The following is a 25,792-nucleotide window of genomic DNA, read 5'->3' on the forward strand; positions in this document are numbered from 1 at the left end:
AAGTCGTAGCGATCGCCTGTTTTTCTTCCTCCCCTTGTTCACACATCCTTAATTTCATCAAATCCATCCTCGATTACGCGAACGGTGAGTAACTACCAATCTCTTCACTTATCTTGCTGTGGCTATCCCATTGGGAATCAAGTATCCAGATGCCGGCGCTGACTTTGGGTGTCATGATGGGTAATTCGAGTCCCTGTTGTAAACCCATAACTAATAAAGTTAGGGTATCTACAAGTTTAGGGTCAAAGCGGTTAGATTGTTGCTGTTTGCACTCATCTAAAGCTTGAGTAAATATCTGTTCCCGGCTTTGATTTGACGATTTTCGCTCATTGAGTCGCCACTGAAAGTCTGCTAATAATGCCAAAATTCTCGACTCTAGGGGAATTTCATCTCCAGCTAAACCTGCTGGTTCCCCTGTGCCATTCCACCACTCGCTTTGATGAGTAATAATTTGGGCAACTGCTCGTAGTCTTGGCATAGTTCGCAATACTTGCGCCCCTGGTACTAAAGCACAAGTTAAAGGAGAACTGGGGGCATCTTCTTGGTAGCGTGTGGATATACCACCTGTGAGAACGCTTTCGGCTTTTTGTAATGGATCTATGCGATGCAACAAAGCTGCCAAACGCAATCTTTTAATCTGCCATGCGGGAAGATCCAAAAGCTGGGCGATCGCTTCCGCAAGAACCACGACTTCCGCAGCCGCCATTGGATTGTTGACATCTGCCATATCCATCAGTTGCGCCATTCGCAAAAAGGCTTGGATTTCGTTAGAAACCAAGTTGCGATCTAAGGTTTGTTTCTGAAGCGCTATTGGGATGGATAAATTATCTTGTCCAGTCTGGAGGTAATCTACTACACGGGAGACAACTGCACCTAAATTTTCCGATCTGGCCATTGATGGTACAATTTGTTCTTTATCGGCTGTGAGTTTTTCTGCCAGTTCTGGGTTGTATTTTTTGATGTGAGCGATCGCTATTTCTGCTGTCTCTTGCACTAACTCTGGCTCAAATGTCCACAAGCCATAAAATTTCCGCTCTAAGTCTGATGTCGGTACTCCAGCGCTGCCATAATCAGCCTCTGATAATTCTTGACAAATTACCATCGCTGTGTACTTAGGCGATAAAATAATTAAGTGCCACTCCTGCGCCACTGCATCGACTGGATCTAACGCTACTAAGTCTACATTCGGTAGCTGGCTGGTAGGATGTTCATCAAAGCCAGATGCAGAGGCGGCCATGATGGCAATTTGGCGGCTGCGCTGGGCGATGTCTGCATATCGTTCAGCTTCTTGGAGATACCATTTCCCCTGCTGGAAGGCTGTGATGACTAAGGGTATACCGTCATCGGTTAAGATATGGTCTTCTAGAGCGTGGCACAGGGCAACTAGGGTATTTTTATAGTAAACACCGAATCGAATTGGCCTGGTAGTATGGCGATGGGCTGTTTCTAGCTGTTGTAAGATTGAACCTTCTAACATGGGATTTGGTAAAAATAACCGCAGAGGCACAGAGAATACAGAGGAGGAGAGCTACGGTGTACACACAAGTCTGAAAATAGCTGACTAACCAAGGTTTTACCCCACCCTAACCCTCCTCTTATAAAGGGGAGGGAACTAGATTTTCTGTTTCCCCCCTTAGAAAGGGGGGATTAAGGGGGGTAAATCCGACTTGTGTGTACACCGCAGAGGAGGAGAGGGGGAGAAATTCAGAATTCGTATTTTCTAGGATATACCTGCTAACTGTTTTTCTTTCGTCTCTATTGGTGCGGAAAGTGCTGCTTCTAAGTCGGCACAACCCAGCTTTTCTTCTAAAATTTTCATGACTTCGCGCCCGAAATCGTTGGGGTTTTGTTGCCAAGCTTGCAAGCAGACTTCGCCGAAGAATGAACCAAGGGGTTCGGGATTCCAAAGGAGTTTTTTGGCTGTCCACGGCATCAAACTCATTGGATCGTATCCTGGTTTGAGGATGCCTTCTTTAAAAGCGTATTCTTCTAAATGGGTATGGGGTTGTAGTCCAATAAAGAAAATAGCAGGTTCGACTTTATCAGCACCAAAAATCCGTTCTAGTTCGCGGTGGTAAGCGATGGTTTGGCGGATGGTTTCGGGACGTTCGTCAATGACGTTAAAGGAGTAGTTGACGGAAACTAAATCGTTGAAACCAGCTGCTTTTAAGTCACGGCAGTTTTGCAAGACGGTTCGCAGGTTATACCCCATCCGCATTTTCCGCACGAGTTCTTGAGAACCACTGGTAATCCCAATCTCAAAATAGTTCATCCCAGTTTTCGCCATCAAGTCGCACAATTCGGGTGTCAAATTGTCGGCTCTAATATATGCTGCCCAGTGGATATCTGTCATACCAGAATCGACGATTTTTTGCAATAGTTCTATGGCATCGTCGATAAATTTTCGGGCGGGGATGAATTGGGCATCGGTAAACCAGAAATTGCGAATGCCGCGATCGTATAATTGGCGCATCTCAGCAACTACTTCATCTGCTGGGTTGATGCGTACTTGTTTGCCTTCGACAACCGTATAAACGCAATAACAACAGTTGTGGGGACAACCACGCTTAGTTTGTACACCTATATAAAAGTCTTCCTCTTGCAGGTAAAAGTTAAATTCTGGCCAGATGGTTTCGATATAGTCGTAGTTACAAGCTGTTTTTTCTAGTGGGGTGGGTTGTTCGTGAATTAGCCGTTCCCGTGGTTGAGTTTCTCCTACAACATAACAGCGCTCATCTCGAAAATCTCTACCGCTTAAAAGCTTTTCCAGCAGGGTTTCCCCTTCACCCACAGAAATAATTGCCCCTTGGGGTAAGCTTTTACCCAATTGTTCGTAAAATACGCTGACTGCACCACCACCTACAACTACACGAGCATCAGAATGATATTTTTGGGCACGTTTTAAACCGCGTTTGATTAAGCCCTGGTTTTGCCATAGCTCTACATAATAAGCGATGAAGATTCGTAAACCGCCGAATCCGCCACGTAGTTTTAATAGAGGATTTTTGGCGTAGTAAAATTCAAAGGCGTTTTGCAGTGGGTTGCCACCACGTCCACCAACTGGGGCATAAATTTGAATATCCCGCCAAGAAAATACTAGCAGTGTCGGTTTAAATTCATCGATACAGCGATCTAGAGCAGAATTGTAATCTAAGGGTGGCACTGTTCCTAAATCAAAGATGCGCTGTTCAATATTAGGAAACTGCTTGTGGACATGATCGCTCAGATAGACAACCCCAATAGGAAAGATGGGGTTACAAGGAAGGCGAACGTAAAGAATTCGATTTTCCATCATCTGTGTTTTGACTTCCATCTTGCCAATATTTGGAGAAAGCGAGAAAAATATCGAGTTTTAAAGTGTGTGCTTGTTTTATTAGGTTTTAATTATCACAATTGCACTTGACATTTCACTTGATTGCTGGTATGCAGAAAACGAGTGTTAGCAATTGCAGTAAACGCTAAAATTGCTATGCATAAAACATACATAGAATTTATAGATAGGCTTTATGAAGATATTTTTCATATAGCTTTACCATAACATTGAGTTTATTCATTAAGCGATGATCCCAGCCTATTAATCCTAGGATAGATGAAACGGCAAAACTCACTTCCTCGCTAGGCGAAAAGCAAGGGGATCGTTGTCTTATCTGCCTTAAGAGAATTAAAGCTTTTATTCCAGAATAAAATATCAAAAACTTTTGTGTATAATGTATAATTTCGAAAAAGCCACAAATAATTACAAAATTTTCATAACTACAAATATATCTTTAGGAAGAAATAATCTCCAAAGATAAAGTTGGTATTCACAGTTACAGCAACTGGGGATCAGTGAGTGCTAGGCTTGGCTAGTGTAATGTAAAATTGTGGCGTAAAGCTCCTCAGCAGTTATGGCTCAAATATTAGATCCTCTACCACCTGAGCAATCAGGAAAAATTCTCTGCTGCTACATTAATGCCACGAGCAAAATACAGGTAGCTCGCATCTGCAATATTCCCAACTGGTACTTTGAAAGGGTTGTTTTCCCTGGACAACGTTTAGTTTTTGAAGCTCCGCGAAAAGGTCAATTGGAGATTCATACAGGGATGATGGCAAGTGCAATTTTATCAGATAAGATTCCGTGCGATCGCTTGATGCTTGACGAACCTAGTACTGATGAGTTTGATACAGACTCATCATTTGGCAAAGACCCTATTAATACCAAATCATTGGTGCAGCAAATTAATACAAACACCGGAGATAGTATAAAACCCTTACAAGTCGCTCTTTAGCAGCCGTTAATTAAAAAAAACAATTTGACTCAATTTCAGGGTTGCTTAATTCGGCAGCCCTTTTTTATTTATGAATTTGCCTTCATTTCTTTGGTTGTGGAAAATAGCCGCCTGGTCGATGGGGTTGTCCCTGCTGGCATATCTGATGTTAGCAATCACCGGCGTTTGGATGTTTCGGGCGAGAACTTCGCAGCAATTTCTTTTTATTACGTCATTTATGGGCGGAAATAAAGGGGTGCGATCGCTCCACTATTTAATGGGCATCAGCATGGTAAGTTTAGTGCTACTATTGCTAGCGATCGGGATTGTTGGCACTTTAGGACACTTTGGTTCTTTAGGACAGTCGTCACACTTGGTAGCTGGGTTGATAGTGGTAGCATTAGTTTTAGTGTCTGCTTTCAGTGCCACGCAAATTAGTGCCAGACGACCTTGGGCTAGACCTTTACACATTGGCGTAAATATTATTTTGTTTATAGGATTTGCCTGGGTGTCCCTGACTGGTTGGATTGTAGTACAAAAGTATTTACCGTGAGCTACCGGACATCAATCGCTAGGGGCATAGACCTACCTTACAATGAAGAAAAGCATTGTAATTGAGCCGTGACAGCAAATTTAGCCAATATCTCAGCTTCTGTTTTTCGTTTGTCTCCTTTGATTCGGATAACGTTGCTGAGTCTATACGTAGCACTCACAGTCCCATTACCCTTTTTATCGCAGGTAACAGCCGCACCCGTACCTCCAATATTATTGTGGATGGGGATTAGCATCGGCTTAGTTGCCTTGTATGCAGTATTGACTGAACAAGTAATGGTAGATGACCAGGGAATTCAAGTTACTTACCCCGTCTGGGTTCCTCGCTTTTTCCGTAAAGGCTGGTTTTTACCTTGGTCAGAGGTGAAGGAGTTAAAACCCCGCACTACTGGTCAAGGAGGGTTAGTTTATTACTTCCTCAGCCAGGATGGGAAAGCTTATTTACTACCGATGCGTGTATCTGGATTTGCCCGTTTCGTGCAAATTGTCCAAGCCAAGACAGGCATTGATACTACAGATGTTCGCCCTTTAGCACAGCCGTGGATGTATCTGATTTTACTAGTATTGACACTGCTGCTACTATTGGTCGATGGCTGGGCGATCGCTACAGCCTTAACTACTGCACAATTAACTTAAAATTGGGCATTGGTTATTTCTCCCTCATCTCCCTCATCTCCCTTGAATACAGCAAAAGCCACACTCAGGCTAGAGCAAGTTAATCTGTTTACAAAGCTGAAAACCCAACTTCCTGGCAATCAGCAGGGGTATCCCATATTGCAAGATATTGACTTGGAAGTATTTCCGGGCAATCGCATTGCCATTGTAGGGCCAGTAGGCGCAGGTAAAACTTCGTTATTACGCCTCATCAACCGCCTAATTGAACCAACGAGTGGCAAAATCTATCTAGAAAATCAAGAATATCGCCAAATCCCTGTCATTCAGCTACGCCAGACAGTGACACTTGTATTGCAAGAGTCAAAGCTGTTAGGGATGACAGTTCAGCAAGCCTTGGCTTATCCTTTAGTTTTGCGTGGCTTGCCCAAACAGACAATTCAGGAACGAATCAGTTATTGGACAGAACAACTGCACATTCCCAATGAATGGTTAGGGCGAACTGAGGTACAACTTTCTGCTGGACAACGACAACTAGTAGCGATCGCTCGTGCCTTACTCATCCAGCCTAAAATATTATTATTAGACGAGCCAACCTCTGCCCTTGATGCAGGTACAGCATCTCATCTCATGCAAGTCTTAATCCAATTGAGTCAAACTCACCAAACCACGATTCTGATGGTAAATCACCAACTGGAACTTGCCCAGATGTTTTGCACTAAATTATTACACCTACAACAAGGTCATTTATCCGCAAATCAAACAGTCTCTCAAATAAACTGGCTTGAATTACGAGAAAGCCTAATTAAAGCAGAAACTCAAGACGATTTTGGATTTTAGATTTTGAATTGGTCACAAGACACAAGTCAAGAGTTTTTATCTTACTTCCCAATGCCCAATGCCCAATGCCCTATCACACCTGACTACTACTAAGTGTTGAACGTTGATTACTAAATCTCTCTTTAGCTAACTTTGTTGTTTGTGATTGTGAAATATTGGTATTCAAAATTTCCATGTTAAAACGGTATCCTACATTGCGGATGGTTTGAATCAAGTTCGGTTGACGAGGGTCAAGTTCAACCTTTTTCCGCAGCGACAAAACGTGAGTATCAATGGTACGAGGGTTATCGATAGCATCAGGCCAAGCACGACGCAGCAATTCCGACCTACTCAGAGGTACTCCCCCAGCTTGTGCCAAAACATACAACAAACTGAATTCTTGAGGCGTTAAATCGATAAACTCCCCCTGAAAGCGGACACGGCGCTGAACTAAATCGATTTGCAAAGTGCCATAATCCAAATAAGCTGGTGCAGTAGGTGTGCGTTTCCGACGAATCAGCGCCTCTACCCGTGCTAAAAACTCTTGCATCCCAAAAGGTTTGCTCAAATAATCATCTGCACCCGCCTTTAAACCTGCCACAATATCACCTTCACTATTGCGGGCAGATAGCATTAAGATTAGAGGCTGCTCCTGACGATGCAACCAACGACAAAATTCAATGCCATCGCCATCAGGCAAGTCTGCATCTAATACTACCAGTGTTGGTTGATGGCTTAAAAATACTTCCCTTGCTTGATAAATACTGGCAGCTTGATGCACGCGGTATTCTAGCTGTTGCAAGTGCCAACCCAACAACGACCTGAGATGGGGATTCCCCTCAATGATTTCTATACAAACCGAACCCACAGCGGCAAGACCCCTTAGCGTCTGATGACTTTCAAAGTAACAAGCCCGTCACTAAGGTTTTGTAGCCTTTGTTACTTCAATTGCTATTAGCTTTACATTTCCTCATAAAAAGCGTAGCAATATCTTTAATTTGTGCCTTGCCGGAAGGCAATTGGAAATATTATTAAATTTTTATTAAATTTATCCGCAGTGTTGTTATACTTATCAAAAATTCTTCTAGCTTAACATTCTGCTTCTACATGGTGTAATGTGGCAAACATCTAAAATTCAATCAGCTAAGAGTTAATGCAACAGCTTTTTAACCCGATGTTAAAAGTAAATTTTTCACAAAAATTAGTACCCATATCCAAGAACATAACACCAATACAATTGGGCTATGGACTATGAAAATCAGAAAAATAATTTACCAGAAAACCAGAATCAATGTTTTCTGGAATAGGATTAAAGTAGCGTGTAGCTGCTATGAGGGTACTACCCAAAGTAGATGTGTTGACTTTGAGTTCATGTCAAAGTGAAATTACACTTCACATTTGAGCGTGAATCATTTACAATTCTCATTCCAAGAGATTAATACAGCAGTTATGCTCCAAGACACACAAACCATCCGTTATTACCAAAGACTCACCGACGCCTTCGTCGAGTTATGGAATCGCGGTTATCGCACGGATGATATGCGGATGTATTTGGATGGATATCTAGCCGCACTGCGACATAGTAACGTCATTGAACCTTATCTGATTCATCGCCTAGAAGAGGAAGCCAGCCGCTACTTGTACGATGGATCAAATTTTGCAGTGCCGCAACCACAGCCACAACCCGATTACTACTAAGTACCATTTACTTGGTCATTGATAGTAATCGTTGATTACCGCAGATGATTATAGCATATTATCTGTATTGGTCAATGCTTTGCCGTGGTGTGAGATTTTGGAGATATTGTATTGATTAAACGCATCCCCTCAGCCTATATTGGTTTTGCCAATGTGACTGAGGGGATTGTTGACTAGGTATGAAATTAAGCCAACATAGATAAAGTATTTTTGTCAGCAGCCTATTAAAAAACCTTGAAGGAGGAGACATTATTTCTCTCCCCTTTCAAGGAAATGAAAACGGCATATTGCCTAAGATTGCGTAAAAAGAGATTAGGAAGCTAGTGCTACTTCTACCTTTTGCTGCAATTCACCTTTTTGGTACAGTTCAATCAAGATGTCAGAACCGCCAAGAAATTCACCATTGATATAGACTTGGGGAATTGTCGGCCAACTAGAGTATTCTTTAATTCCTTGACGGATTTCAGAGTCAGATAGAACATCAACCGTCTCAAAGGGAACTCCCAATGTATTGAGAATCTGCACAACGTTGTTGGAGAAACCACACTGGGGCATTAACTTGTTTCCCTTCATGAAAACTAGAATCTTGTTCTGTTGTAGCAAGTTATCAATTTTGTCTTTGAGTTCTGGTGTCATGGTATTTGTGTTTCCTATGTTACATTCAACGATGACGAGTGAGGAATTAAAAATTTATAACAGACCCGATTAATTGCGTCTCCTTTACAGACGCGATAAATCGCCTCTCTACTTTTAACTCCTGTACAGACGCGATTAATCGCGTCTCTTAGGAACTTGCTGTTGCTTGCCAAGTTTCGGGAGTGTATGTTTTTACCGCCAAGGCATGAATCGCTTCAGTTGACATAGCTTGACCCAACGCACCATAAACTAACTGGTGCTGTTGCACTAGTCCTTTACCTGCAAAGTGCGATGAAACTACTGTCACTTGATAGTGGTCGCCGCCACCAGTCAAGTCTTGCACCTGAACCTGTGCATCTGGCAGTTCCGCCTTGATCATTGCCTCAACCTGCTGCGGACTAATCATCGCAATTCCTGAAAAAACTTACTTTTCTATTATTAACAGATATAGAGCAAAAGCCTGTGCCAACTTCAGATGTTTGGCAAGACTGGAGATAAATAAGCCTCTGAGGTAGATTCTTGAGAAGGCTAGGGCAAAGCTACGGCAGATAATCACATCCTAGCACTGGGGCGTTCCAAGGTGCTGCTCAGGGAGAGAAGGATTTGAAATGGGTGGGATATCACGAAAAACACTTAACGCCAATTTAATTTATTTTTTTGGGGATGAGGAAGATGAACTACCACCTTCTCTAGGATAGGGAGAATCAACAAAACCCAACTCAAACAACTGTTTATAGGCTTTCTTGCCTAAATCCCGTGTCGGGTTTTGACTCTTAATGATTTGAACCAACAATGGCACAGCTAATTCTGGCTGATTTTGTGCGCGATGTACCAATGCTAGTTGAAAGGTGGCTTCATCTCGCTTTTGGGCTGTTAAGAGAGCTTTTTGACGCTGAGAATCAGAAACTCTATTGTCAATTCCCGAAAAGCTAGAGTTTAACTCTTGATAAAAATTAGATAGCTGATTATAAACCTGACGTGCTTCTTGTAGTTTCTTAGCAGCTAAGGGATAGTTTTGAGCAGAAACGGCTTGGTCTGCCTCTTTTACTAAGCGATCGCCACCTTCAATGCTCAAAAGGCTATTATTTTGGGTTATGGGGCGCAGGTTATTGGGATCGTTGGGATCAATGGGTTGTGGGCTATTAGTGCCTGGTGACTGTGATACCTGAGCATTCACAGGTGATAGCAGGCTGAGGACTGCTATGACTGATAAAACGGTACGGTGCATCAAGGTAACAGCGGCAGCAGTGTTCATGGGATCAATTAGTGCGACAACTATATAAAAAAGTTATGGAAACTTCGGGTATCTTAACTCTGTTTTGGTCTTGAACAAAGCGAAGTTACATCCTAAGTATCCCTGATTTAGGACTTAAAATCGCTTTCATAGAGTTCCCATTGCCCTTGTATAGTAACTAACTTAAATCGTCGTGATGAACGATACCTACGGTGGGCTGGGTTAAGGTATTAATTCCTCTAATTTTCTTTCTCATTGGTCTACTCGCAACCAGCTTATAACTATCTAACTGAGTAGTAAGAATGTTTTTTATTGACCAATTAAGTAGCTTGCAGACAATTTTTAGCGATTTAACTCAAAAAAATGCCAATTTGCCTGAATATCCTGTTAATAGGGAGTAATCTATATATGTAGAGATCCTCAATAATTGCTAAATACTAATAAATTTTTGGTCACTTATTCAGGATGCGTATAGCAGTTAGTAATTAGTGTCAAACCTTCAAAGCGCGAAGTTTCTTAATCATGCGCGGTTAACACTTGATGGTTAAGAGTTAGTCTTTGGACTCTTGCTGCAACAAGCCCTTTGACGAGATCAAGAATTAGTAATTTCTGCAAATGCGTGATTAGTAATTTTTGTTTCTTGATGGCTTAATTGTTGCAGTGCCTTTCCTAAATCAGTTGTAATGCTTTTGGCATTGTGTTTTATACAGCCACTCATGTAATCTGCCACTCTAATTTGGGAGCCAATATCAATACTCACATCTGTCCCCCAATTAGGATAAGGTTGGCTGTAATTGATACCTATGGGTATGATTTTAACTCCCAGCCCGGAATGACTAGATTCAGCACTCAATGCAAGACGAGCAATTCCCGGCTTCAACTGATGAACTTGGCCATCACGAAAAATATTACCTTCTGGAAAAATTACCAGGGTTTTTTTCTGCTGAAGTAATTCAACGCCATGTCGCAGCGTGCGGATTGACGGATGCTTAGAATTTACAGGAAACCCCCCCAAACGTTTGACAAACCAGCCTTGCAAACCTTGGCATTCGTCAGATGTTACCATAAACCGCAGGTCTTGTTCTCTCCGACAATCAGCCGTAGCGTAGGGTACAAGTAATGCATCCCAACGCGCCCGATGTGTAGGCGCAAGAATCACAGGCCCAGTTGTAGGGATATTTTTTTGTCCGGTTATTCTAATTTGCCCAAAGAATAATGGTAATAGGCAGTGACGACCTAATAAATATGCCAGAGGACTTAACCAAGGAGAAACCTTTGAGATAGCACCAGCTACCTGATGATTTGCTGTTGTGGGCTGGCAGGTATCGGATGAAGATTGAAATTCCATCATGACGGATGCAGCTGATTGACGGGTAAAAATTTAACGAAAAGCCTGATTAGTTACACCGTAGATTCTCTTGCGTGACTTGTGTCGTACTAGATGGACAGTTTTACCTCTGTCCGTTAGTTTACCTTACGTCGCCTAGTAGCAAACCAAGCCTGTAATTGTTGACGACAAGCTGACTCTAGAATGCCTCCAATGACCTGGAGATGGTGATTAGAAGCAGCACTATCGGGTATGTTAATAACTGTACGTATTGCGCCAGTTTTTGTATCGTCTACTCCATATACAAGTTGTCCTACACGCGCTTGCAAAATAGCACCTGCACACATCGGACACGGTTCAAGAGTTACGTAGAGGGTACATTCATTAAGATGCCAATTTTGTAAAGTTGTTGCAGCTGTCTTGAGAGCGAGAATTTCCGCATGAGCGGTAGGGTCTTTGTCGCGTTCTTTTCTATTTTCTCCTTGTGCCAGCAATTTGCCTGTTGGATCAATAATAACAGCACCTACAGGAACTTCACCCGCATCACCGGCTGCTTTTGCTAATTCTAAGGCACAATTCATCCATTGCTGATGTATAAGATTTTCTGTGTATTTAGTTAACATATTCTTATCAATATAAAAATTTTAAAAATATGCTCACTTTTAGGATGGGCAAGATAGCATCCTAACAAGAAAGAAAAATTATCTCCTCGGCAGATTATAGGACTTCCAAAAAAATAAATTATTCAAAATTATTTGTCCATTTGTAGGGGCGCACAGTTAAAAAAGCGGTTAGAAACCGCGTCTACACAAACAAAACCCACCTCCGTGGGTAAAATAAGCCTTAATATTACCATTAGCCCTCGGAGGCGGTCTACTCTGCGGGTTCGCCAATGGGGTACGTTTGTATAGCTGCGAATTCCATGAGACTGTTGGGGGCTAATTTGATTTCTAAACAGCGACTTGGGCTAAAAGGGGATCGAGTTGGCTTTGTGTGTCTAGCTGATAGAGGTCATCGCAGCCGCCAATGTGCTGGTTATTAATGAAAATTTGTGGTACACTACGTCGTCCGTTAGCGCGTTCTGCCATTTTAGCTCTAGCTGCTTCGTCGCCGTCGATTTTATATTCGGTAAAATTTACACCTTTCCACCACAGCAGTATTTTGGCACGAATGCAGTAAGGGCAAGTTTGCCAGGTGTAAAGTTCGACGTTGGCTTTAACTCGTTCTGGATGGCGATTTAATAGGGGATTAAGAAAGTCCAGCATATTTATCTTAAGCAGGTTTTAACTATATCTCTAGCCTAGATCATTGCTTACCGCATCGGCGCTGGAACCCACTTTTGGAAACTTTCTAAATGATTCCAGTAAGCCAAATATCCAGTTAATGCCCAAATTAGAGCGGCTACTATTAACACTGCTACGCCAATTAGCCGCCAGGTTCGGTTGGTTTTCCAGTAAAGAGTTGGCGCTGCAAAAATACCACCCAACCCAGTTAAAATAAAGCCTATTCCCGATAAAAGCGGTTGCTTGGTCAAATTCAAGTTGATGATGCGAATACCCACTACGATCGCAACTACCCCAGCAAAGAAGCCATAAACTGCTATTGTCAATAAATCCCAACCTTGAGCAAGGCAAACCGCAGCCGCAACAAACAAGATACCAAATAGGACACTTGTCTCACCGAAGGCAATGTTAAAGCTGCCCATTACTGGCCAGGTGAAGCTCATGTGTAAACCAGTTGTGAGTGCGATCGCACCAGTAATTCCAAATCCAGGAATCCACTGCCTTTGACTAGAACTATCTATGCCACGATACACATAGTCAGCCAGTAGAAATAGCCCAGCTACCATATTGATTAACATGAGTGTGATGTAGTCGATAAACACTATTAACCTCTAACCTCAGAATTTGACAAGCTATTTAGTTTTGCGCCTCGGCTTCAGTTTTTAGTGAATTCACTAGTTTTTTTATTTAATTATTTTATACCTAAAGATAAACACTGAATAAAAGTATTGTTCTAGATATAGACTGCTACTCATTTGTGCTAGTTCTTAACTTAGTTGCTTTTGAGGACGCTTTATACTGGAGTAGTTAGGAGTCAAAAATGAGGATGTGTTAACTGGCACTTTTTTAACCAGTTAGCAGTAAAACTTAACTTTCTTCCACGTGTATCCGCCCTTTGGTAGACTTGAAAACTGAAATAGCCAGAGAAAGCAACGGAAATTCAAGCAGTTGAGAGGGCAGAGTCTGTGGAAAATACACTTGGGTTAGAGATTATTGAAGTAGTAGAGCAAGCCGCGATCGCTTCCTCGAAGTGGATGGGTAAAGGCGAAAAAAATATCGCTGACCAAGTAGCTGTGGAAGCTATGCGGGAGCGGATGAATAAAATCCACATGCGGGGTCGCATTGTGATTGGGGAAGGCGAACGTGATGACGCGCCGATGCTATACATCGGTGAAGAAGTTGGTATCTGTACCCAACCAGATGCCGCAAGTTTCTGTAACCCTGATGAACTAATTGAAATTGATATCGCCGTTGACCCTTGTGAAGGTACGAACTTGGTAGCTTATGGACAACCTGGTTCGATGGCTGTCTTGGCAATTTCTGAAAAGGGTGGATTATTTGCTGCTCCTGACTTTTACATGAAGAAGTTAGCAGCACCTCCCGCAGCTAAGGGCAAGGTAGACATCAACAAGTCAGCAACAGAAAACCTCAAGATTCTCGCTGAGTGTCTAGAACGCTCTATCGAAGAACTCGTGATCGTAGTCATGAAGCGCGAACGCCACAACGATTTAATTAAAGAAATCCGTGAGGCTGGAGCGAGAGTCGCCCTAATTTCAGACGGTGATGTGGGTGCAGCTATAAGCTGCGGTTTTGCTGGAACTAATATTCACGCGCTAATGGGTATCGGTGCGGCTCCTGAAGGTGTAATCTCGGCAGCTGCAATGCGTGCTTTGGGTGGACACTTCCAAGGTCAACTGATTTACGATCCAGCAGTCGTAAAAACAGGTCTGATTGGAGAAAGCAGAGAAGCCAATATTGAGCGTTTAACGTCTATGAATATCAATGACCCGGATAAGGTCTATGATGCTCACGAACTGGCATCCGGTAAAACTGTTTTGTTCGCTGCTTGCGGCATTACCAGTGGTAATCTGATGGAAGGTGTACGTTTCTTCAACGGCGGAGCAAGAACTCAAAGCTTGGTAATTTCCAACCAATCGAAAACTGCTCGATTTGTTGATACAATTCACATGTTTGGTGAACCCAAGACTCTCCAACTGAACTAATTTTTAGGGAATGGGGAATGATAAAAGTAGGTGCGAAGCATTTGGAAAGAAATCTTTCGATAAAAATGAAAAATAGTCATCCAAATGCTTCATTCTTACAGTAGTTAGTAGTTAGTAGTTAGTGATTATTTGTTGTTTGTTGCTGGGAAAAACCGCCAACCAATAAACAAAAATTCCCCATTCCCTATTCTGACTCAATACCCTATTTTCAACTACCAACTAGTAACTACGATTTAGCAAATGAATATAGCAGTGGTGGGGTTAAGCCATAAAACAGCCCCAGTAGAAGTCCGGGAAAAACTGAGCATTCCAGAACCACAAATTGAAAGTGCGATCGCTCAACTGGCCAGCTATCCTCATATTGATGAAGTTGCAATTCTTAGCACTTGTAACCGCCTGGAAATCTACATTGTTACCAATGAAGTAGACCAAGGTATCCGAGAAATAACTCAGTTTCTTGCGGAATATAGTAAATTGCCCGTTATTTCTCTGCGACAACATTTATTTATGTTGCTACATGATGATGCAGTCATGCATGTTATGCGGGTAGCAGGTGGTTTAGATAGTCTGGTACTCGGAGAAGGTCAAATTCTGGCTCAGGTGAAAACAACTCACAAACTGGGACAGCAATATAGCGGTATAAAAACCATTTTGAATCGATTATTTAAACAAGCGTTGACAGCAGGTAAGCGGGTTAGGACTGAAACTAGTATTGGTACTGGCGCTGTCTCTATCAGTTCGGCAGCTGTAGAGTTAGCGCAGATAAAAGTGGCAAATTTAGCAGCTTGTCGAGTGGTAATTTTGGGCGCTGGTAAAATGTCGCGGCTGCTGGTGCAACATCTAATTTCTAAAGGTGCGGTGCAAATTAGTATTGTAAATCGCTCCCGCGATCGCGCCCAAGAATTGGCGAAGCTTTTCCCCCAACAACCGATCCAAATTCATCCGCTATCGGAAATGATGGCAGTAATTGCCGATAGCGATCTAGTGTTCACAAGTACTTCGGCAACAGAGCCAATACTTGACCGGGCTAAGTTGGAAATGGTTTTAGAAGTTCAGCGCTCTTTGATGTTATTTGATATTTCTGTGCCGCGTAACGTTCATGTGGATGTAAATGAATTAGAAAACGTGCAGGCGTTTAATGTGGATGATTTGAAGGCTGTAGTGGCGCAAAACTACGAAAGCCGTCGAAAGATTGCACAGGAAGCCGAGCGACTGTTAGAAGAAGAAGTAGAAGCTTTTGATATTTGGTGGCGTTCTCTTGAAACTGTCAGCACTATTAGCTGTCTGCGAAATAAAGTTGAAACTATCCGCGAACAAGAGTTAGAAAAAGCTTTGTCGAGATTGGGTTCGGAATTCGCTGAAAAACATCAAGAGGTAATTGAAGCACTAACGCGGGGAATTGTCAATAAAATTTTACATGACCCGATGGTACAGTTGCGATCGCAGCAAGATGTGGAAGCTAGACGGCGCTGTATGCAAACTCTACAAATGCTGTTCAACCTAGATGCAGAGGAACAGTTTAGTTAAACTGAACAACAAAATCCCCGATTTCTATGAAAAGTTGGGGATCTGAGCTTTTAAATTAGATATACTTCTAATTAGATAGATATCTAATTAGAAATTATTTATGCAACCAGAACAATTTAACATTTTATTGCGCTTTTTCAAGGGATTAGCGGATGATAGCCGATTGAAAATTGTAGGTATCCTGGCAAATCAGGAGTGTAGCGTCGAAGAATTGGCGGCGCTACTGCAACTCAAGGAATCGGCACAACAACGGTTATGAACCCGACGTTAATTGCTGAAGTTTTATCTAAATCGACTAAAAATTATGACTAAGGCGATAAGTTTCTTTATTATCGCTCTATTCCAGAATTCAAGGAATATATTTTAATTGACCAATATCAGTATCATGTGATGCAGTATGTAAAAACTGCGGAAAGTCAATGGTCATTTACTGAACTTGAACATGAATCTGCAACTTTATCACTGCAAACGGTTGATTTTAAAATTGAATTGCGCGACCTTTATGAGCAAGTTAATTTTGCAGAAAATAATGAAGATTAAAATAATTCGTAATTCGTAATTTGACTACATAAGAAAAATTAATTTGATGACAGCAAAACAATATCACCTTCTTTAGCAGCATTTTGAGTTTAGGCAATTAACAGTATTCATGTACTTTTATTTGTCGAAAGTCAAATTACTAAATACATTTCATAAATAGAAAGCAAAAAGTTCTTCACTAAATTTGTGTTTCTTCCTCGGTAAAGATAGGAGGCCACAATTCAGTAACGGGCAATTCCCAACCGGGAAAAAGTTCTGGGATGGTTAAAATATCACCATTTTCTAAAATTGTTGGTTCGCCCATAGAGCGATAAATTGTAACTGTCTCTTCATCAGGATCAATCAGAATGCCGACAATCGCTCCTAGTTCTATAAATTTCAGAATTTTGGCTGCTATAACTTTAATTTTATCGCTCTGAGATTTAATTTCTACCACCAAGTCTGGGACAAGTTCTCCAAAGTAACGAGGACTTTGAAGAAGTCGGGAAGCCCGAACAAAGGAAACATCAGGTGCTTTGAGGTTTGTATCTGGCATGATGAAACCGCCAGCCGAATCAAATACTCTTCCCCAGCGACGAGGATTTATCCAAGCAAAGAGAAAGGCGATGAGACGACTACTGATTTCGCTGGATACAATATCTGACGGGCCCATAATTGAAATTTTCCCATTTTCGAGTTCCAGCTGGTAATCTAAACCTGCTTCGGTAAAAACGGTTTGAACTTGTTCTAAATCTTTGACTGTCATCATCGACATAGATTTTTTTCCACTCCAATTTCATCTCCGATCTATTTTCCCAAATACGCTTCTAAAACTTTGGGATTGCTTTGAATCTCTGCGGGTGTACCGTCAGCCAAATTCTGCCCTTCGGCAAGTAGCCAAACGCGATCGCACAGTGACATAATCACATCCATATTGTATTCAAGCCACTTTTAAAGATTTACCTAATGTTTGTGGATCTGGTAAAGGCTGACCATCTTCTAAGTAAGATTCGATTAACATTTCTAAGACTTCCTGAGCATTTTTCAAAGCCTCCTCATAAGTGTCTCCATGAGTACAAGGCTGCATAACATCCGGGAAATCAGGTAATGAAACTACATAACATTCATCTTCATTTGACCATTGAATTAATATTGTATATTTCATGTTTTTGGTTCCTCCTTTTCCTCTGCTTCTATCTTATTTAATTCTTCTAGTGCTTCATTAACCTGCCTTTCTAAATATAGTTTAGCGTCACTACCATCTTTACCAGCAATGATAATAGCTTTAGATAATTTTGTTTTGGATGCATCCATTTGCTATGACTTCCCTTTGCGGGTTTATATGTAAACCCCGATCGCAGTAATAAACTTTTCAGTTCTCTAATTTTCTTGGGCATTTCATATAAGTTTATTTTCCCAAATACGCTTCTAAAACTTTGGGATTGGTTTGAATTTCTGCGGGTGTACCGTCAGCCAAATTCTGCCCTTCGGCAAGTACCCAAACGCGATCGCACAATGACATAATCACATCCATATTGTGTTCAATAATCAAAAAGGTCATCCCGTCTTGACGGTTCCAAGTAACAATGCGATCGCAAATATCATCAATCAATTTCGGATTTACCCCAGCAGCTGGTTCATCCAACAAAATTAATTTGGGATTAGTCATCAACGCCCGTCCCATTTCCAGCAGCTTCCGTTGTCCACCAGATAGGCAACCAGCATAATCGTGTGCTTTTTTGGCCAAGCCTACTGATTCTAATAGGAACATTGCTCGCTCTTGCAGTTCCTTTTCTTCCTTAGCGACAACGTGCGGTTGCAACTGCACTTGCCAAAAATTTTCACCCGTTTGTTTTTGCGCCGCCAGCAGCATATTTTCTAACACCGACAACCGCGAGAGAGTCCGTGCAACCTGAAAGGTGCGGATTACTCCCTGCTGGGCGATTTGATATGGTTGCAAACTATGAATCGGTTCGCCGTCAAAAATCACTCGTCCCTTATCTGGGCGGATGAAGTTTGAGAGTAAGTTAAATAAAGTGGTTTTACCAGCACCATTGGGGCCAATTAAGCCCGTAATGCTGCCTTTAGCAACCTCAATTTTCGCTTCATTAACTGCTTTGACACCACCAAAGCTTTTAGAAAGCCCAGTGGCTGCCAAAAGGGGAAGTGGCGATGACTGGTTATTTACCAAGGGTGAGTTCCTCCTTTTTCCCTAGAATACCTTGAGGTCGCCAAATCATCAGTACCATTAAAATTAGTCCGATTACCATGATGCGAAATGCACCTAAACGGGCTTCATCAAGGGGGACAATTCTGGGTAAGACTTCTCGTGTCAGCGCATCGTAAGCAAAGAAAATTACCGCACCTAAGATTGTGCCAACATTATTTCCAGAACCGCCTAGAATCACCATGATCCAAGTGTCAAAGGTGATTTGGGGTTGAAAGTTATCGGGATAAATGGCGGACAGTTGCCAAGCGAAGAAAGCACCAGCGATACCTGCGATCGCACCACCTAACATTAATGATTGTAATTTATACCAAAAGACATTTTTTCCTAGCGCTTTAGGAATTTCTTCATCTTCACGGATGGCTTTGAGAATTCTACCCCAAGGCGATCGCACCAAAATTTCTAAGCGCCAATATACAAATGCTAAAACCAACAGCAACACCAGCATTAAACCTGCTTTTGGGTTGTAGTTATACAGTCCAATTACCCCAGAAATATAGATTGCTGCTGCCAAAACTGCTAATACAATTCCCACAACCAAGCGGGATATAAATTCTTGCTTGCTAGTTGTCCTTTTGCCTAAATCAGTAGTCCGAGATATTTGGGTGGTACGAATCCATTGCCACAAAGTAAAGAAAGTTACGGCAGCTAGTAGCGTTAACAACCCAATCATTACTAATCTGACAAACAAATTCGGCTCTGTAGATAAGGGTATGGGATAACTTTGCACGCCAAACGCCCCAGAAATCCAGGTATCACCCACAGGTAAATCTTGATTATTTACCACCAAACGAATTAATTCGCCCGTACCGATGGTGACAATTCCTAGATAATCTTCCCGTAAGCGGAGAGTTGCAAAACCAATTATCAAACCCAACAAGGCGGCGACAATTGCCCCAGCCACTGCTGATATCAATAGGGGTACGCCCTTTAAACTTAACAATACCGTTGTATATGCTCCCAGGGTCATGAAAGCAATATGACCAAAGTTAATTAACCCTGTAAAGCCCCACTGTAAATTGAGTCCTAGTGCAAAGAGAGCAAAAAGTGCTGTAGAAATTGCTAAGAAAATTAGATAGTCAACCATATTAAATAGTTATTTGGGCATTGGGCATGGGGCATTGGGCATGGGGCATTAAGAAAAGACAAGGGAGACGGAGAGATTTGTTTAATAATTCCCCCTACTCCCTCTTAGCTCGGCAATAAATTTTAGCGTAGCTTGAGCATAGCCAATTTTGTGGGAATACTATTTATTGTTGGTGTTGGGTTGTAGGGAATAATTAACTTATGAATTTGCTACGACTGAGAATGCATCACTTAATCGAGCAGTTAGGGGATGACGATTTACAAGACATTTGGAATGTTCTCGAAGCTTTACATTATGACTTTTATATGCTCAAAGTCATACAACAGGTTAAGCGATCGCAGCAACCGTGGGATATATTAACCCATGAAGAAGCGATACGACTGTTGATGTTTTTCTGATTCAGCAGCACCGAGTCCTTAGTACTGCCTCTTTACTCAGCACGGGCTAAACCCTAGCTATCCGCTAACAGCACTCACTACTCATATTTAATTTAAGGTAACGCCTAGTGAGTCTAGAAATGCGCTATGCAAGGTCTTTTTTGCTAGACCTGAAAAATTTAGAACCTGCTGCTTACGAGCGGGTGTATGATTTTGTCTTTATTGAGTTAGCCCAAAAGTGGCAACTGAGCGATCTAAAAGAACTGCGACAGCTTGATAGTGAAGGCATTTTTCACCGCTTCACCCTCGATAATTACCTGATTGGTATAGAAATTAGGGGTGAAATAGTGAAATTTCTGCGTGTCATCCCTATGCCAGATGTTTAAGCAGAAGAGTTAAGGGAACACTGAAAACTGTAAACTGTATAAGGCTAGGCAGGGATCGCTATAACCTTACATTAAACTGGTTTTGAAAAACACTTTATTTGAGATTTCCCTATGGATGCTAGGGCACTTTGGCAACGATACCAAAACTGGTTGTATTTCCACGAGGGATTGGGACTGTATTTAGATGTGAGTCGAATCCGGTTCGATGATGCCTTTGTGGAATCGTTGCAGCCGAAGTTTGACAAGGCGTTTGCGGATATGGCTGAACTGGAGAAGGGTGCGCTCGCAAATCCTGATGAGAATCGCATGGTTGGACATTACTGGCTGCGAAATCCTGATTTAGCGCCAACTCCAGAACTTACACAAGAAATTGTCCAAACCCTAGAACAAATCGAAGCCTTTGCGGAAAAAGTCCAAACAGGTGCTATTCATCCTCCCAGGGCAAGCCGCTTCACGGATATTATCTCCATTGGCATTGGTGGTTCCGCCCTCGGCCCCCAATTCGTCGCAGAAGCCCTTGCTCCTGATTTCCCACCCCTGAAAATTCACTTTATCGACAACAACGATCCGGCAGGTATTGATCGCGTCATCAATCATCTCCGAAATAGCCTCGCCAGCACTCTGGTATTGGTGATTTCCAAATCTGGGGGAACACCGGAACCCCGCAACGGCATGATTGAAGTTAAAAAAGCTTACGCCGGACACAATTTAGAATTTGCTCAATATGCGGTAGCAATTACCAGCGTTGACAGCAACCTCGATAAACTAGCCAAAGACGAAGGCTGGTTAGCCAGATTTCCCATGTATGACTGGGTAGGAGGACGCACCTCAGAAATGTCTGCTGTGGGGCTAGTACCAGCCGCATTACAGGGCATTGATGTTCACGCCATCCTTGATGGTGCAAAAGAGATGGATGACGCTACCCGCGTCCCAGATGTGAAAAATAATCCAGCCGCCTTGCTTGCTTTGTCTTGGTACTTTGCTGGTAACGGAAAGGGCGAAAAAGATATGGTTGTCCTGCCTTACAAGGACAGCTTATTTTTATTCAGCCGCTATTTGCAACAGCTAGTAATGGAATCCTTGGGCAAGGAAAAAGACTTAGACGGTAAGGTTGTCCATCAAGGCATCGCCGTTTATGGCAACAAAGGCTCAACAGATCAACATGCTTACGTTCAGCAGTTGCGTGAGGGTGTAGCAAATTTCTTTGCTACCTTCGTGGAAGTGTTGGAAGATCGTCAGGGGCCATCTACTGAAATAGATGCGGGAGTTACATCAGGCGATTATCTTTCTGGTTTTCTCCAAGGAACGCGACAAGCGCTTTATGAAAATCACCGCGATTCGATTACAGTCACCATTCCCCAAGTTAATCCCCGAACTGTAGGGGCATTAATTGCTTTGTATGAACGTGCTGTTGGTTTATACGCAAGCTTAGTTAACGTCAACGCCTACCATCAACCAGGGGTAGAAGCTGGTAAAAAAGCTGCCGCCTCCATTCTCGATTTACAAACACGAGTGGTAGCAGTTCTACAAAAAGAAAAAGCTCCCATTTCTCTTGACGAACTCGCCAAGAAAGCTGGCGCATCAGAGCAAGTTGAGGCAATTTACAAGATTTTGCGTCATATCTATGCCAATCAGCGAGGTGTAGTTTTGCAAGGCGATCTTCAAAAACCCGGCAGTTTAACCGTTTCTGCTAGCTGATAACTCTAGTCTGAATGTCACATTTTGTCCGTAATTGTTGTATCAGCAACAATTTTTTATTGTGAAGCATCCTATATAGAAGTTTTATCTTCCATCTAGGATGCTTCACTGTATAATTCGTAATTAAGTTTTTATAAATTGAATTTATATGGAGAGGCTTAGATCCCCGACTTCTTCAAGAAGTCGGGGATCTTGTTGTTCGTAACTCCTTCAGAAATTGCTATATACATCATTACTACTTACTACTTACCAAAAGGCGTTGATTAAAATAGCTCTTGGGTAAGAAACAGCGATCGAGTAAAAAAGGATTGTTGGTATCTCCAGATAATAAGTTACCCGGATTCTCTCGATGACAAAATGGTGGCACAATTCCCCAGTCTTCTGCTAGCCAAATCCAGTATCCTATGTCAATTCTACCGTAGCTTGAACCTGTAAGAATCTCTCCGACACTGTTGTTAATAGATACTATTTCTGGGGATGATTTGATTTCAATTAATAGCCAAGCTAACTCTTCTACAGAAAAGGAATAGCCATTATCATCTGCTATATTAACGAACTGCTGCGGATCTTTAGCAACGAGCAATTCTTCTTTGAGAGATGGGGTTTTTTGTGCAAAATCAAAAAGATCCCAAATCTGTCTTCTTGTAATTAGAAACCACGCAAGTTCTTCTGCTATCAAATTGTAACCATTTTCTGTTGCTAACTTGAGAAACGGCTCAATGCTATCGGTTTCTGCTAGTTGACTTTTCAATTGGAAAGTTTGCTCTACTAATAACAAAAAATCAATAATCTTTTGCCATACAACATTGTCAAAACTTTTGTTAAATTTTATTTGTTCTTTCCAATAAATATATTTATCTTCTTTAAGAAAAAAATTCCAAATTTGATAATACATGGGTCATCTTACCGAAGTTTTAAACTTGGTACATATTAGGGATCAATGAACACCAGTGTAGTAAGTATAATCTGTTTCTTCGACAGTATTAAATCTTTTATATAATGTAAATGAAGTTACACAGTGGCTAAGTATAAAATTTATGTAAAGTTTGTCACTATAAATAAAATATACTGAGAAAAAGATGAAGATGGCGATCGCTCCTTCTTACTTCTCATAAAATAAAATTAAGTCAATAGATAGTATGAATTATTTATGAATGAATCAACTGCAAAACAACCTGCACGTCGGGGTAGAATTTTTCCAGAACGGACTTTACCACCAGAAGAACTAGCTAGACGCAAAGCTGAACGAGAGGTATTTCATAAGCTTTGTCGGGCAATATTTGAGCGTGTGCGTCCAGAATATATCGAAAAAAATTATGGCTGTTATATTGCAGTGGAGCCAGATAGTGGAGATTATTTCATTGATGAAGATATAGAAATAGCTCATAGAAAAGCCCTTGAGAAGTACCCAAATGCTGTAGACTGCGTTTTTTGCCTAAATGAAACTGGAGCGACTGGCAGAATATGATTCAGGGTACGTTCAATAAGCTGGAAGTGTAAATCATGAATATCCAAATTAAACCTGAACTAGAGCAAATTATCCAAGCACAAATTGCTACAGGTAGATACGCGAATCCCGAAGAAGTGATTAGTAAAGCATTGAAGTTGCTATTAGAGTGGGAAAAAGGTTATCAGCAGTGGGTTGAAGAAACACGCGAAAAAGTTGAAGTTGCTATTGATCAACTGGATAGAGGGGAAGGTATTGATCGGGAAGTTGTAGTTGAACAATTGCGAGAAAAGCTGCGTAAAGCGAGAGCTTAAGTTATTTTGAAACGAACCGCAAAGGACGCAAAGAGCGCCAAGGGAAGAAAAGAGAGATATTGTACTATTTTTAGTTAATAGGTAAATCGCGGAGAAAGTAAAAGCGATCGCTCTTAGAATCACTGCCTTTTATTCGTCCTAAATAGCCTGTTAAGGGTGAAGAAAGTTCTATCAGAATTTCGTGCATTTCTACTGTTTTTATTGGCTGTGGCGGATGTGAGCCGAAATACGCACCATGTAGAGCTTCAACACCAGCAGATTCTATACCTGAGTTTTCTAGATAGTTTTTGACAAGCTGGATAATGTGCGATCGCAACCTTATAGACTGTCTCACTTTATCAATATAAGTATTAATTTTATCTTCAGCTAAACCAAAAGGAGCTTGTTGCAAATACTCTTTTAGTTCTAATAAGTTAATAGAATTTTTGTAGTGTACTTGCAGTTCAATTAGTTTTTGTAGTGTTTCAGGGCTAATAACATTCATTTGATTTTCGGTAGCTGTTCTTAAGGCGTAAAAATTTAGTTCTCCGGCGGCTACAATTAATTTAATAGAATTGTCATATTGAAGTTTACCAAGATGGTTCATACCTATTTTTAGTAACTGTGCAGGTGTACCATCAGTAACTTTTTCAGTTTTAGTGGCCTTGCACTCTCCTACTATTGGATAAGGTTGTTCAGCGTAAAAATCCATACCTCCTGCGCCACCCGTTGCATCTGGATTCAACCCTGAACCTGTAAAGCCTAATTTTAGTAATCCTCTACGAACTAATTTCTCAAATGTATGTCCTTCGCTAGAGTTCCCAACTTCAGCAATTTTATGAATCCAAGGTAAGTCTAAATCTAATGAATTGGTTGGTTTATCGCTACTCCAACCTAAGAATACTTTGATATCCTGGTCTAATTGTTTCGCTGCTGGTTGGCTAATGGTTAAGGATGCGATCGCACTCTGCAATTCTTCTAATTCAGGGTGTAGTGGGGGTTCTAGCTTTTCTAATTGGTGTTTGCGTTGGGCGAAGGTGCGATCGTTTAATACTGGCTTGTCTTCAGAAACACCAATATTAGGTAAACCTACAAATTTACCTACTTTTTCTTGAATGTTCGGATTAGCTGCAACTTGACATAATTGAGGTAAATGATAAACTCGCAAGTAAGCCAAAAAAATATGCGGTTGTTTCTGTAAAATTGCCTCAAATACTTCTGGTTTCCATATTGTTAGCTGAGATAAAATATCTAAATTTTTAGTTTTATCAAGTATTTGGCAATGTTCACATCTTGCCCAAGCTTTAATTGAAACTGTTTCATGAGATAAGAGGGGTAATTTTAACTGTTCTTCATTTTTAAGTAAGCTTATTTGCTTAGGTTGTAATAAAATACCTTGAGTATTTAACCCTATCAAAGCATTTTGAGCAATAGGTAAAAATTTTGGGTGATAGTATTGCTCAATTGAAAGCTTATTTGTTGAATAATCAAGGCGGTAAAGAGCGAATTGTTGCCCTGAATTTAATAATATCCGGGGTATCGCTGCAATAATTCGCCCTTCTATTAAAGCTTCAATATCAGGAGCAGGTAGACATAGGGCGTTATAAATCAAAACTGATTCACTCATGTTTAATTACAAGTTGTTAATTCTGTCGTCTGAGTCATCTGTTTCACTTATAATAGGCAGAATGTTAGGGGTATTTAATACCTCGATTATAAATTTAGTGTATCCCCTCAATAATTCGGGGTAGGCGGTTATTCAGGTATCAAAGACCAAGCAAAAGGATGGGAAGAAGACTTTAGCCGAATAACGCTTCCCA

Annotated in this window: 28 protein-coding genes and 4 pseudogenes; 14 read left to right on the top strand and 18 right to left on the bottom strand. The window is 41.4% G+C overall.

Annotation, left to right across the window (positions count from 1 at the left end):
- Nucleotides 1-73: 73 nt before the first annotated feature.
- Both V7K38_RS29065 and V7K38_RS29070 read right to left on the bottom strand, forming a co-directional pair.
- Complete coding sequence (locus tag V7K38_RS29065) at nucleotides 74-1,477, bottom strand: DICT sensory domain-containing protein (RefSeq protein WP_334863217.1); 1,404 nt, start codon at nucleotides 1,475-1,477, stop codon at nucleotides 74-76.
- A gap of 243 nt (nucleotides 1,478-1,720) precedes the next feature.
- Entirely contained in the window at nucleotides 1,721-3,313 is a 1,593-nt protein-coding gene (locus tag V7K38_RS29070; RefSeq protein ID WP_334863219.1) for a photosystem II high light acclimation radical SAM protein, read from the bottom strand.
- A 574-nt stretch (nucleotides 3,314-3,887) separates the two neighbouring features.
- On the opposite strand from V7K38_RS29070, the gene V7K38_RS29075 reads away from it, so the two are divergent.
- The 4 genes from V7K38_RS29075 (at nucleotide 3,888) to V7K38_RS29090 (ending at nucleotide 6,251) form a co-directional block, all read left to right on the top strand.
- Nucleotides 3,888-4,268: a DUF1830 domain-containing protein gene (locus V7K38_RS29075; protein ID WP_334836142.1), complete on the top strand. Its 381-nt coding sequence runs from the start codon at nucleotides 3,888-3,890 to the stop codon at nucleotides 4,266-4,268.
- Nucleotides 4,269-4,338: 70 nt separating this feature from the next.
- Entirely contained in the window at nucleotides 4,339-4,800 is a 462-nt protein-coding gene (locus V7K38_RS29080) for a DUF4079 domain-containing protein (protein ID WP_334863222.1), read from the top strand.
- Nucleotides 4,801-4,868: 68 nt separating this feature from the next.
- The gene (locus V7K38_RS29085) at nucleotides 4,869-5,435 is read left to right on the top strand and encodes a hypothetical protein (RefSeq protein ID WP_334863224.1); all 567 of its coding nucleotides are present in this window, start codon (nucleotides 4,869-4,871) and stop codon (nucleotides 5,433-5,435) included.
- 9 nt (nucleotides 5,436-5,444) lie between these two features.
- A complete protein-coding gene (locus V7K38_RS29090; RefSeq protein WP_334863227.1) occupies nucleotides 5,445-6,251 on the top strand; it encodes an ABC transporter ATP-binding protein in 807 nt (268 codons plus the stop codon).
- 73 nt (nucleotides 6,252-6,324) lie between these two features.
- Here the strand turns inward: V7K38_RS29090 and V7K38_RS29095 are convergent, their stop codons facing one another.
- Complete coding sequence (locus V7K38_RS29095; RefSeq protein WP_334863229.1) at nucleotides 6,325-7,098, bottom strand: response regulator transcription factor; 774 nt, start codon at nucleotides 7,096-7,098, stop codon at nucleotides 6,325-6,327.
- 581 nt (nucleotides 7,099-7,679) lie between these two features.
- Here V7K38_RS29095 and V7K38_RS29100 point away from each other — a divergent pair.
- The gene (locus tag V7K38_RS29100; RefSeq protein WP_012410260.1) at nucleotides 7,680-7,928 is read left to right on the top strand and encodes a DUF6761 family protein; all 249 of its coding nucleotides are present in this window, start codon (nucleotides 7,680-7,682) and stop codon (nucleotides 7,926-7,928) included.
- A 312-nt stretch (nucleotides 7,929-8,240) separates the two neighbouring features.
- On the opposite strand, the gene grxD is transcribed toward V7K38_RS29100, so the two are convergent.
- From grxD to V7K38_RS29135, 7 genes are all read right to left on the bottom strand, one after another.
- Complete coding sequence (grxD, locus tag V7K38_RS29105; protein ID WP_334863231.1) at nucleotides 8,241-8,564, bottom strand: Grx4 family monothiol glutaredoxin; 324 nt, start codon at nucleotides 8,562-8,564, stop codon at nucleotides 8,241-8,243.
- Between the two features lie 148 nt (nucleotides 8,565-8,712).
- The gene (locus V7K38_RS29110) at nucleotides 8,713-8,970 is read right to left on the bottom strand and encodes a BolA family protein (protein WP_094346138.1); all 258 of its coding nucleotides are present in this window, start codon (nucleotides 8,968-8,970) and stop codon (nucleotides 8,713-8,715) included.
- Between the two features lie 243 nt (nucleotides 8,971-9,213).
- Nucleotides 9,214-9,819 carry a hypothetical protein gene (locus tag V7K38_RS29115; protein ID WP_334863234.1) on the bottom strand — a complete coding sequence of 202 codons (606 nt, stop codon included), beginning with the start codon at nucleotides 9,817-9,819 and terminating at the stop codon, nucleotides 9,214-9,216.
- 571 nt (nucleotides 9,820-10,390) lie between these two features.
- Nucleotides 10,391-11,149, bottom strand: a complete 759-nt coding sequence (locus V7K38_RS29120; protein WP_334863236.1) for a lysophospholipid acyltransferase family protein — start codon at nucleotides 11,147-11,149, stop codon at nucleotides 10,391-10,393.
- 113 nt (nucleotides 11,150-11,262) lie between these two features.
- A complete protein-coding gene (gene tadA, locus V7K38_RS29125; RefSeq protein WP_334863238.1) occupies nucleotides 11,263-11,748 on the bottom strand; it encodes a tRNA adenosine(34) deaminase TadA in 486 nt (161 codons plus the stop codon).
- A gap of 327 nt (nucleotides 11,749-12,075) precedes the next feature.
- Nucleotides 12,076-12,390 (bottom strand): glutaredoxin 3, encoded by a 315-nt coding sequence (gene grxC / locus V7K38_RS29130; RefSeq protein ID WP_334863240.1) that lies wholly within the window; start codon nucleotides 12,388-12,390, stop codon nucleotides 12,076-12,078.
- 47 nt (nucleotides 12,391-12,437) lie between these two features.
- On the bottom strand, nucleotides 12,438-13,010 hold the full coding sequence (locus V7K38_RS29135; protein WP_334863242.1) for a DUF981 family protein: 573 nt from the start codon (nucleotides 13,008-13,010) through the stop codon (nucleotides 12,438-12,440).
- Between the two features lie 363 nt (nucleotides 13,011-13,373).
- On the opposite strand from V7K38_RS29135, the gene glpX reads away from it, so the two are divergent.
- The 4 genes and pseudogenes from glpX to V7K38_RS29155 form a co-directional block, all read left to right on the top strand.
- Nucleotides 13,374-14,411: a class II fructose-bisphosphatase gene (gene glpX, locus V7K38_RS29140; RefSeq protein ID WP_334863244.1), complete on the top strand. Its 1,038-nt coding sequence runs from the start codon at nucleotides 13,374-13,376 to the stop codon at nucleotides 14,409-14,411.
- 240 nt (nucleotides 14,412-14,651) lie between these two features.
- A complete protein-coding gene (locus V7K38_RS29145; protein WP_334863246.1) occupies nucleotides 14,652-15,938 on the top strand; it encodes a glutamyl-tRNA reductase in 1,287 nt (428 codons plus the stop codon).
- Between the two features lie 100 nt (nucleotides 15,939-16,038).
- A pseudogene (locus tag V7K38_RS29150) lies at nucleotides 16,039-16,176 on the top strand (metalloregulator ArsR/SmtB family transcription factor); the annotation flags it as partial.
- Nucleotides 16,173-16,478 (top strand): annotated as a pseudogene (locus tag V7K38_RS29155) (Uma2 family endonuclease); the annotation flags it as partial. The pseudogenes V7K38_RS29150 and V7K38_RS29155, both read left to right, overlap by 4 nt.
- Nucleotides 16,479-16,656: 178 nt before the next feature.
- On the opposite strand, the gene V7K38_RS29160 reads toward V7K38_RS29155, so the two are convergent.
- From V7K38_RS29160 to V7K38_RS29185, 6 genes and pseudogenes are all read right to left on the bottom strand, one after another.
- A complete protein-coding gene (locus V7K38_RS29160; RefSeq protein ID WP_334863248.1) occupies nucleotides 16,657-17,232 on the bottom strand; it encodes a Uma2 family endonuclease in 576 nt (191 codons plus the stop codon).
- Between the two features lie 32 nt (nucleotides 17,233-17,264).
- Nucleotides 17,265-17,402, bottom strand: a pseudogene (locus V7K38_RS29165) (ABC transporter ATP-binding protein); the annotation flags it as partial.
- Nucleotides 17,398-17,622 carry a type II toxin-antitoxin system HicB family antitoxin gene (locus V7K38_RS29170; protein ID WP_334863250.1) on the bottom strand — a complete coding sequence of 75 codons (225 nt, stop codon included), beginning with the start codon at nucleotides 17,620-17,622 and terminating at the stop codon, nucleotides 17,398-17,400. The pseudogene V7K38_RS29165 and the gene V7K38_RS29170, both read right to left, overlap by 5 nt.
- A pseudogene (locus V7K38_RS29175) lies at nucleotides 17,619-17,854 on the bottom strand (type II toxin-antitoxin system HicA family toxin). The gene V7K38_RS29170 and the pseudogene V7K38_RS29175 overlap by 4 nt, the downstream one beginning before the upstream one ends.
- Nucleotides 17,855-17,865: 11 nt before the next feature.
- Complete coding sequence (locus V7K38_RS29180; protein WP_334863253.1) at nucleotides 17,866-18,648, bottom strand: ABC transporter ATP-binding protein; 783 nt, start codon at nucleotides 18,646-18,648, stop codon at nucleotides 17,866-17,868.
- A complete protein-coding gene (locus V7K38_RS29185; RefSeq protein WP_334863255.1) occupies nucleotides 18,638-19,771 on the bottom strand; it encodes a branched-chain amino acid ABC transporter permease in 1,134 nt (377 codons plus the stop codon). Before V7K38_RS29185 ends, V7K38_RS29180 begins: the two co-directional genes overlap by 11 nt.
- Nucleotides 19,772-19,971: 200 nt before the next feature.
- Here V7K38_RS29185 and V7K38_RS29190 point away from each other — a divergent pair, with 200 nt between their 5' ends.
- The 3 genes from V7K38_RS29190 (at nucleotide 19,972) to V7K38_RS29200 (ending at nucleotide 22,232) form a co-directional block, all read left to right on the top strand.
- A complete protein-coding gene (locus tag V7K38_RS29190) occupies nucleotides 19,972-20,169 on the top strand; it encodes a hypothetical protein (protein ID WP_334863257.1) in 198 nt (65 codons plus the stop codon).
- A gap of 107 nt (nucleotides 20,170-20,276) precedes the next feature.
- Entirely contained in the window at nucleotides 20,277-20,534 is a 258-nt protein-coding gene (locus V7K38_RS29195; protein ID WP_229465202.1) for a cytotoxic translational repressor of toxin-antitoxin stability system, read from the top strand.
- Between the two features lie 111 nt (nucleotides 20,535-20,645).
- Nucleotides 20,646-22,232: a glucose-6-phosphate isomerase gene (locus tag V7K38_RS29200; RefSeq protein ID WP_334863260.1), complete on the top strand. Its 1,587-nt coding sequence runs from the start codon at nucleotides 20,646-20,648 to the stop codon at nucleotides 22,230-22,232.
- A 235-nt stretch (nucleotides 22,233-22,467) separates the two neighbouring features.
- Here V7K38_RS29200 and V7K38_RS29205 read toward each other — a convergent pair whose 3' ends face one another.
- Nucleotides 22,468-23,127 carry a Nif11-like leader peptide family natural product precursor gene (locus tag V7K38_RS29205; protein WP_334863262.1) on the bottom strand — a complete coding sequence of 220 codons (660 nt, stop codon included), beginning with the start codon at nucleotides 23,125-23,127 and terminating at the stop codon, nucleotides 22,468-22,470.
- 255 nt (nucleotides 23,128-23,382) lie between these two features.
- Here V7K38_RS29205 and V7K38_RS29210 point away from each other — a divergent pair, with 255 nt between their 5' ends.
- Nucleotides 23,383-23,700 (top strand): hypothetical protein, encoded by a 318-nt coding sequence (locus V7K38_RS29210; RefSeq protein WP_334863265.1) that lies wholly within the window; start codon nucleotides 23,383-23,385, stop codon nucleotides 23,698-23,700.
- Nucleotides 23,701-23,735: 35 nt separating this feature from the next.
- Nucleotides 23,736-23,993 carry a ribbon-helix-helix domain-containing protein gene (locus V7K38_RS29215; RefSeq protein ID WP_334863267.1) on the top strand — a complete coding sequence of 86 codons (258 nt, stop codon included), beginning with the start codon at nucleotides 23,736-23,738 and terminating at the stop codon, nucleotides 23,991-23,993.
- Nucleotides 23,994-24,063: 70 nt separating this feature from the next.
- On the opposite strand, the gene V7K38_RS29220 is transcribed toward V7K38_RS29215, so the two are convergent.
- Nucleotides 24,064-25,599, bottom strand: a complete 1,536-nt coding sequence (locus V7K38_RS29220) for a DUF1802 family protein (RefSeq protein ID WP_334863269.1) — start codon at nucleotides 25,597-25,599, stop codon at nucleotides 24,064-24,066.
- Nucleotides 25,600-25,792: the final 193 nt, after the last annotated feature.

It is taken from the genome of Nostoc sp. (genome assembly GCF_036917465.1).
Classification (GTDB): Bacteria; Cyanobacteriota; Cyanobacteriia; order Cyanobacteriales; family Nostocaceae; genus Nostoc.

What these genes read in the sequence shown, in the direction of transcription:
- V7K38_RS29065 (WP_334863217.1), bottom strand. Translation starts at nt 1,477, where the DNA reads ATGTTAGAAGGTTCAATCTTACAACAGCTAGAAACAGCCCATCGCCAT.
- V7K38_RS29070 (WP_334863219.1), bottom strand. Translation starts at nt 3,313, where the DNA reads ATGGAAGTCAAAACACAGATGATGGAAAATCGAATTCTTTACGTTCGC.
- V7K38_RS29075 (WP_334836142.1), top strand. Translation starts at nt 3,888, where the DNA reads ATGGCTCAAATATTAGATCCTCTACCACCTGAGCAATCAGGAAAAATT.
- V7K38_RS29080 (WP_334863222.1), top strand. Translation starts at nt 4,339, where the DNA reads ATGAATTTGCCTTCATTTCTTTGGTTGTGGAAAATAGCCGCCTGGTCG.
- V7K38_RS29100 (WP_012410260.1), top strand. Translation starts at nt 7,680, where the DNA reads ATGCTCCAAGACACACAAACCATCCGTTATTACCAAAGACTCACCGAC.
- grxD (WP_334863231.1), bottom strand. Translation starts at nt 8,564, where the DNA reads ATGACACCAGAACTCAAAGACAAAATTGATAACTTGCTACAACAGAAC.
- V7K38_RS29110 (WP_094346138.1), bottom strand. Translation starts at nt 8,970, where the DNA reads ATGATTAGTCCGCAGCAGGTTGAGGCAATGATCAAGGCGGAACTGCCA.
- V7K38_RS29115 (WP_334863234.1), bottom strand. Translation starts at nt 9,819, where the DNA reads ATGAACACTGCTGCCGCTGTTACCTTGATGCACCGTACCGTTTTATCA.
- V7K38_RS29120 (WP_334863236.1), bottom strand. Translation starts at nt 11,149, where the DNA reads ATGATGGAATTTCAATCTTCATCCGATACCTGCCAGCCCACAACAGCA.
- tadA (WP_334863238.1), bottom strand. Translation starts at nt 11,748, where the DNA reads ATGTTAACTAAATACACAGAAAATCTTATACATCAGCAATGGATGAAT.
- grxC (WP_334863240.1), bottom strand. Translation starts at nt 12,390, where the DNA reads ATGCTGGACTTTCTTAATCCCCTATTAAATCGCCATCCAGAACGAGTT.
- V7K38_RS29145 (WP_334863246.1), top strand. Translation starts at nt 14,652, where the DNA reads ATGAATATAGCAGTGGTGGGGTTAAGCCATAAAACAGCCCCAGTAGAA.
- V7K38_RS29160 (WP_334863248.1), bottom strand. Translation starts at nt 17,232, where the DNA reads ATGTCGATGATGACAGTCAAAGATTTAGAACAAGTTCAAACCGTTTTT.
- V7K38_RS29170 (WP_334863250.1), bottom strand. Translation starts at nt 17,622, where the DNA reads ATGAAATATACAATATTAATTCAATGGTCAAATGAAGATGAATGTTAT.
- V7K38_RS29185 (WP_334863255.1), bottom strand. Translation starts at nt 19,771, where the DNA reads ATGGTTGACTATCTAATTTTCTTAGCAATTTCTACAGCACTTTTTGCT.
- V7K38_RS29190 (WP_334863257.1), top strand. Translation starts at nt 19,972, where the DNA reads ATGAATTTGCTACGACTGAGAATGCATCACTTAATCGAGCAGTTAGGG.
- V7K38_RS29200 (WP_334863260.1), top strand. Translation starts at nt 20,646, where the DNA reads ATGGATGCTAGGGCACTTTGGCAACGATACCAAAACTGGTTGTATTTC.
- V7K38_RS29205 (WP_334863262.1), bottom strand. Translation starts at nt 23,127, where the DNA reads ATGTATTATCAAATTTGGAATTTTTTTCTTAAAGAAGATAAATATATT.
- V7K38_RS29210 (WP_334863265.1), top strand. Translation starts at nt 23,383, where the DNA reads ATGAATGAATCAACTGCAAAACAACCTGCACGTCGGGGTAGAATTTTT.
- V7K38_RS29215 (WP_334863267.1), top strand. Translation starts at nt 23,736, where the DNA reads ATGAATATCCAAATTAAACCTGAACTAGAGCAAATTATCCAAGCACAA.
- V7K38_RS29220 (WP_334863269.1), bottom strand. Translation starts at nt 25,599, where the DNA reads ATGAGTGAATCAGTTTTGATTTATAACGCCCTATGTCTACCTGCTCCT.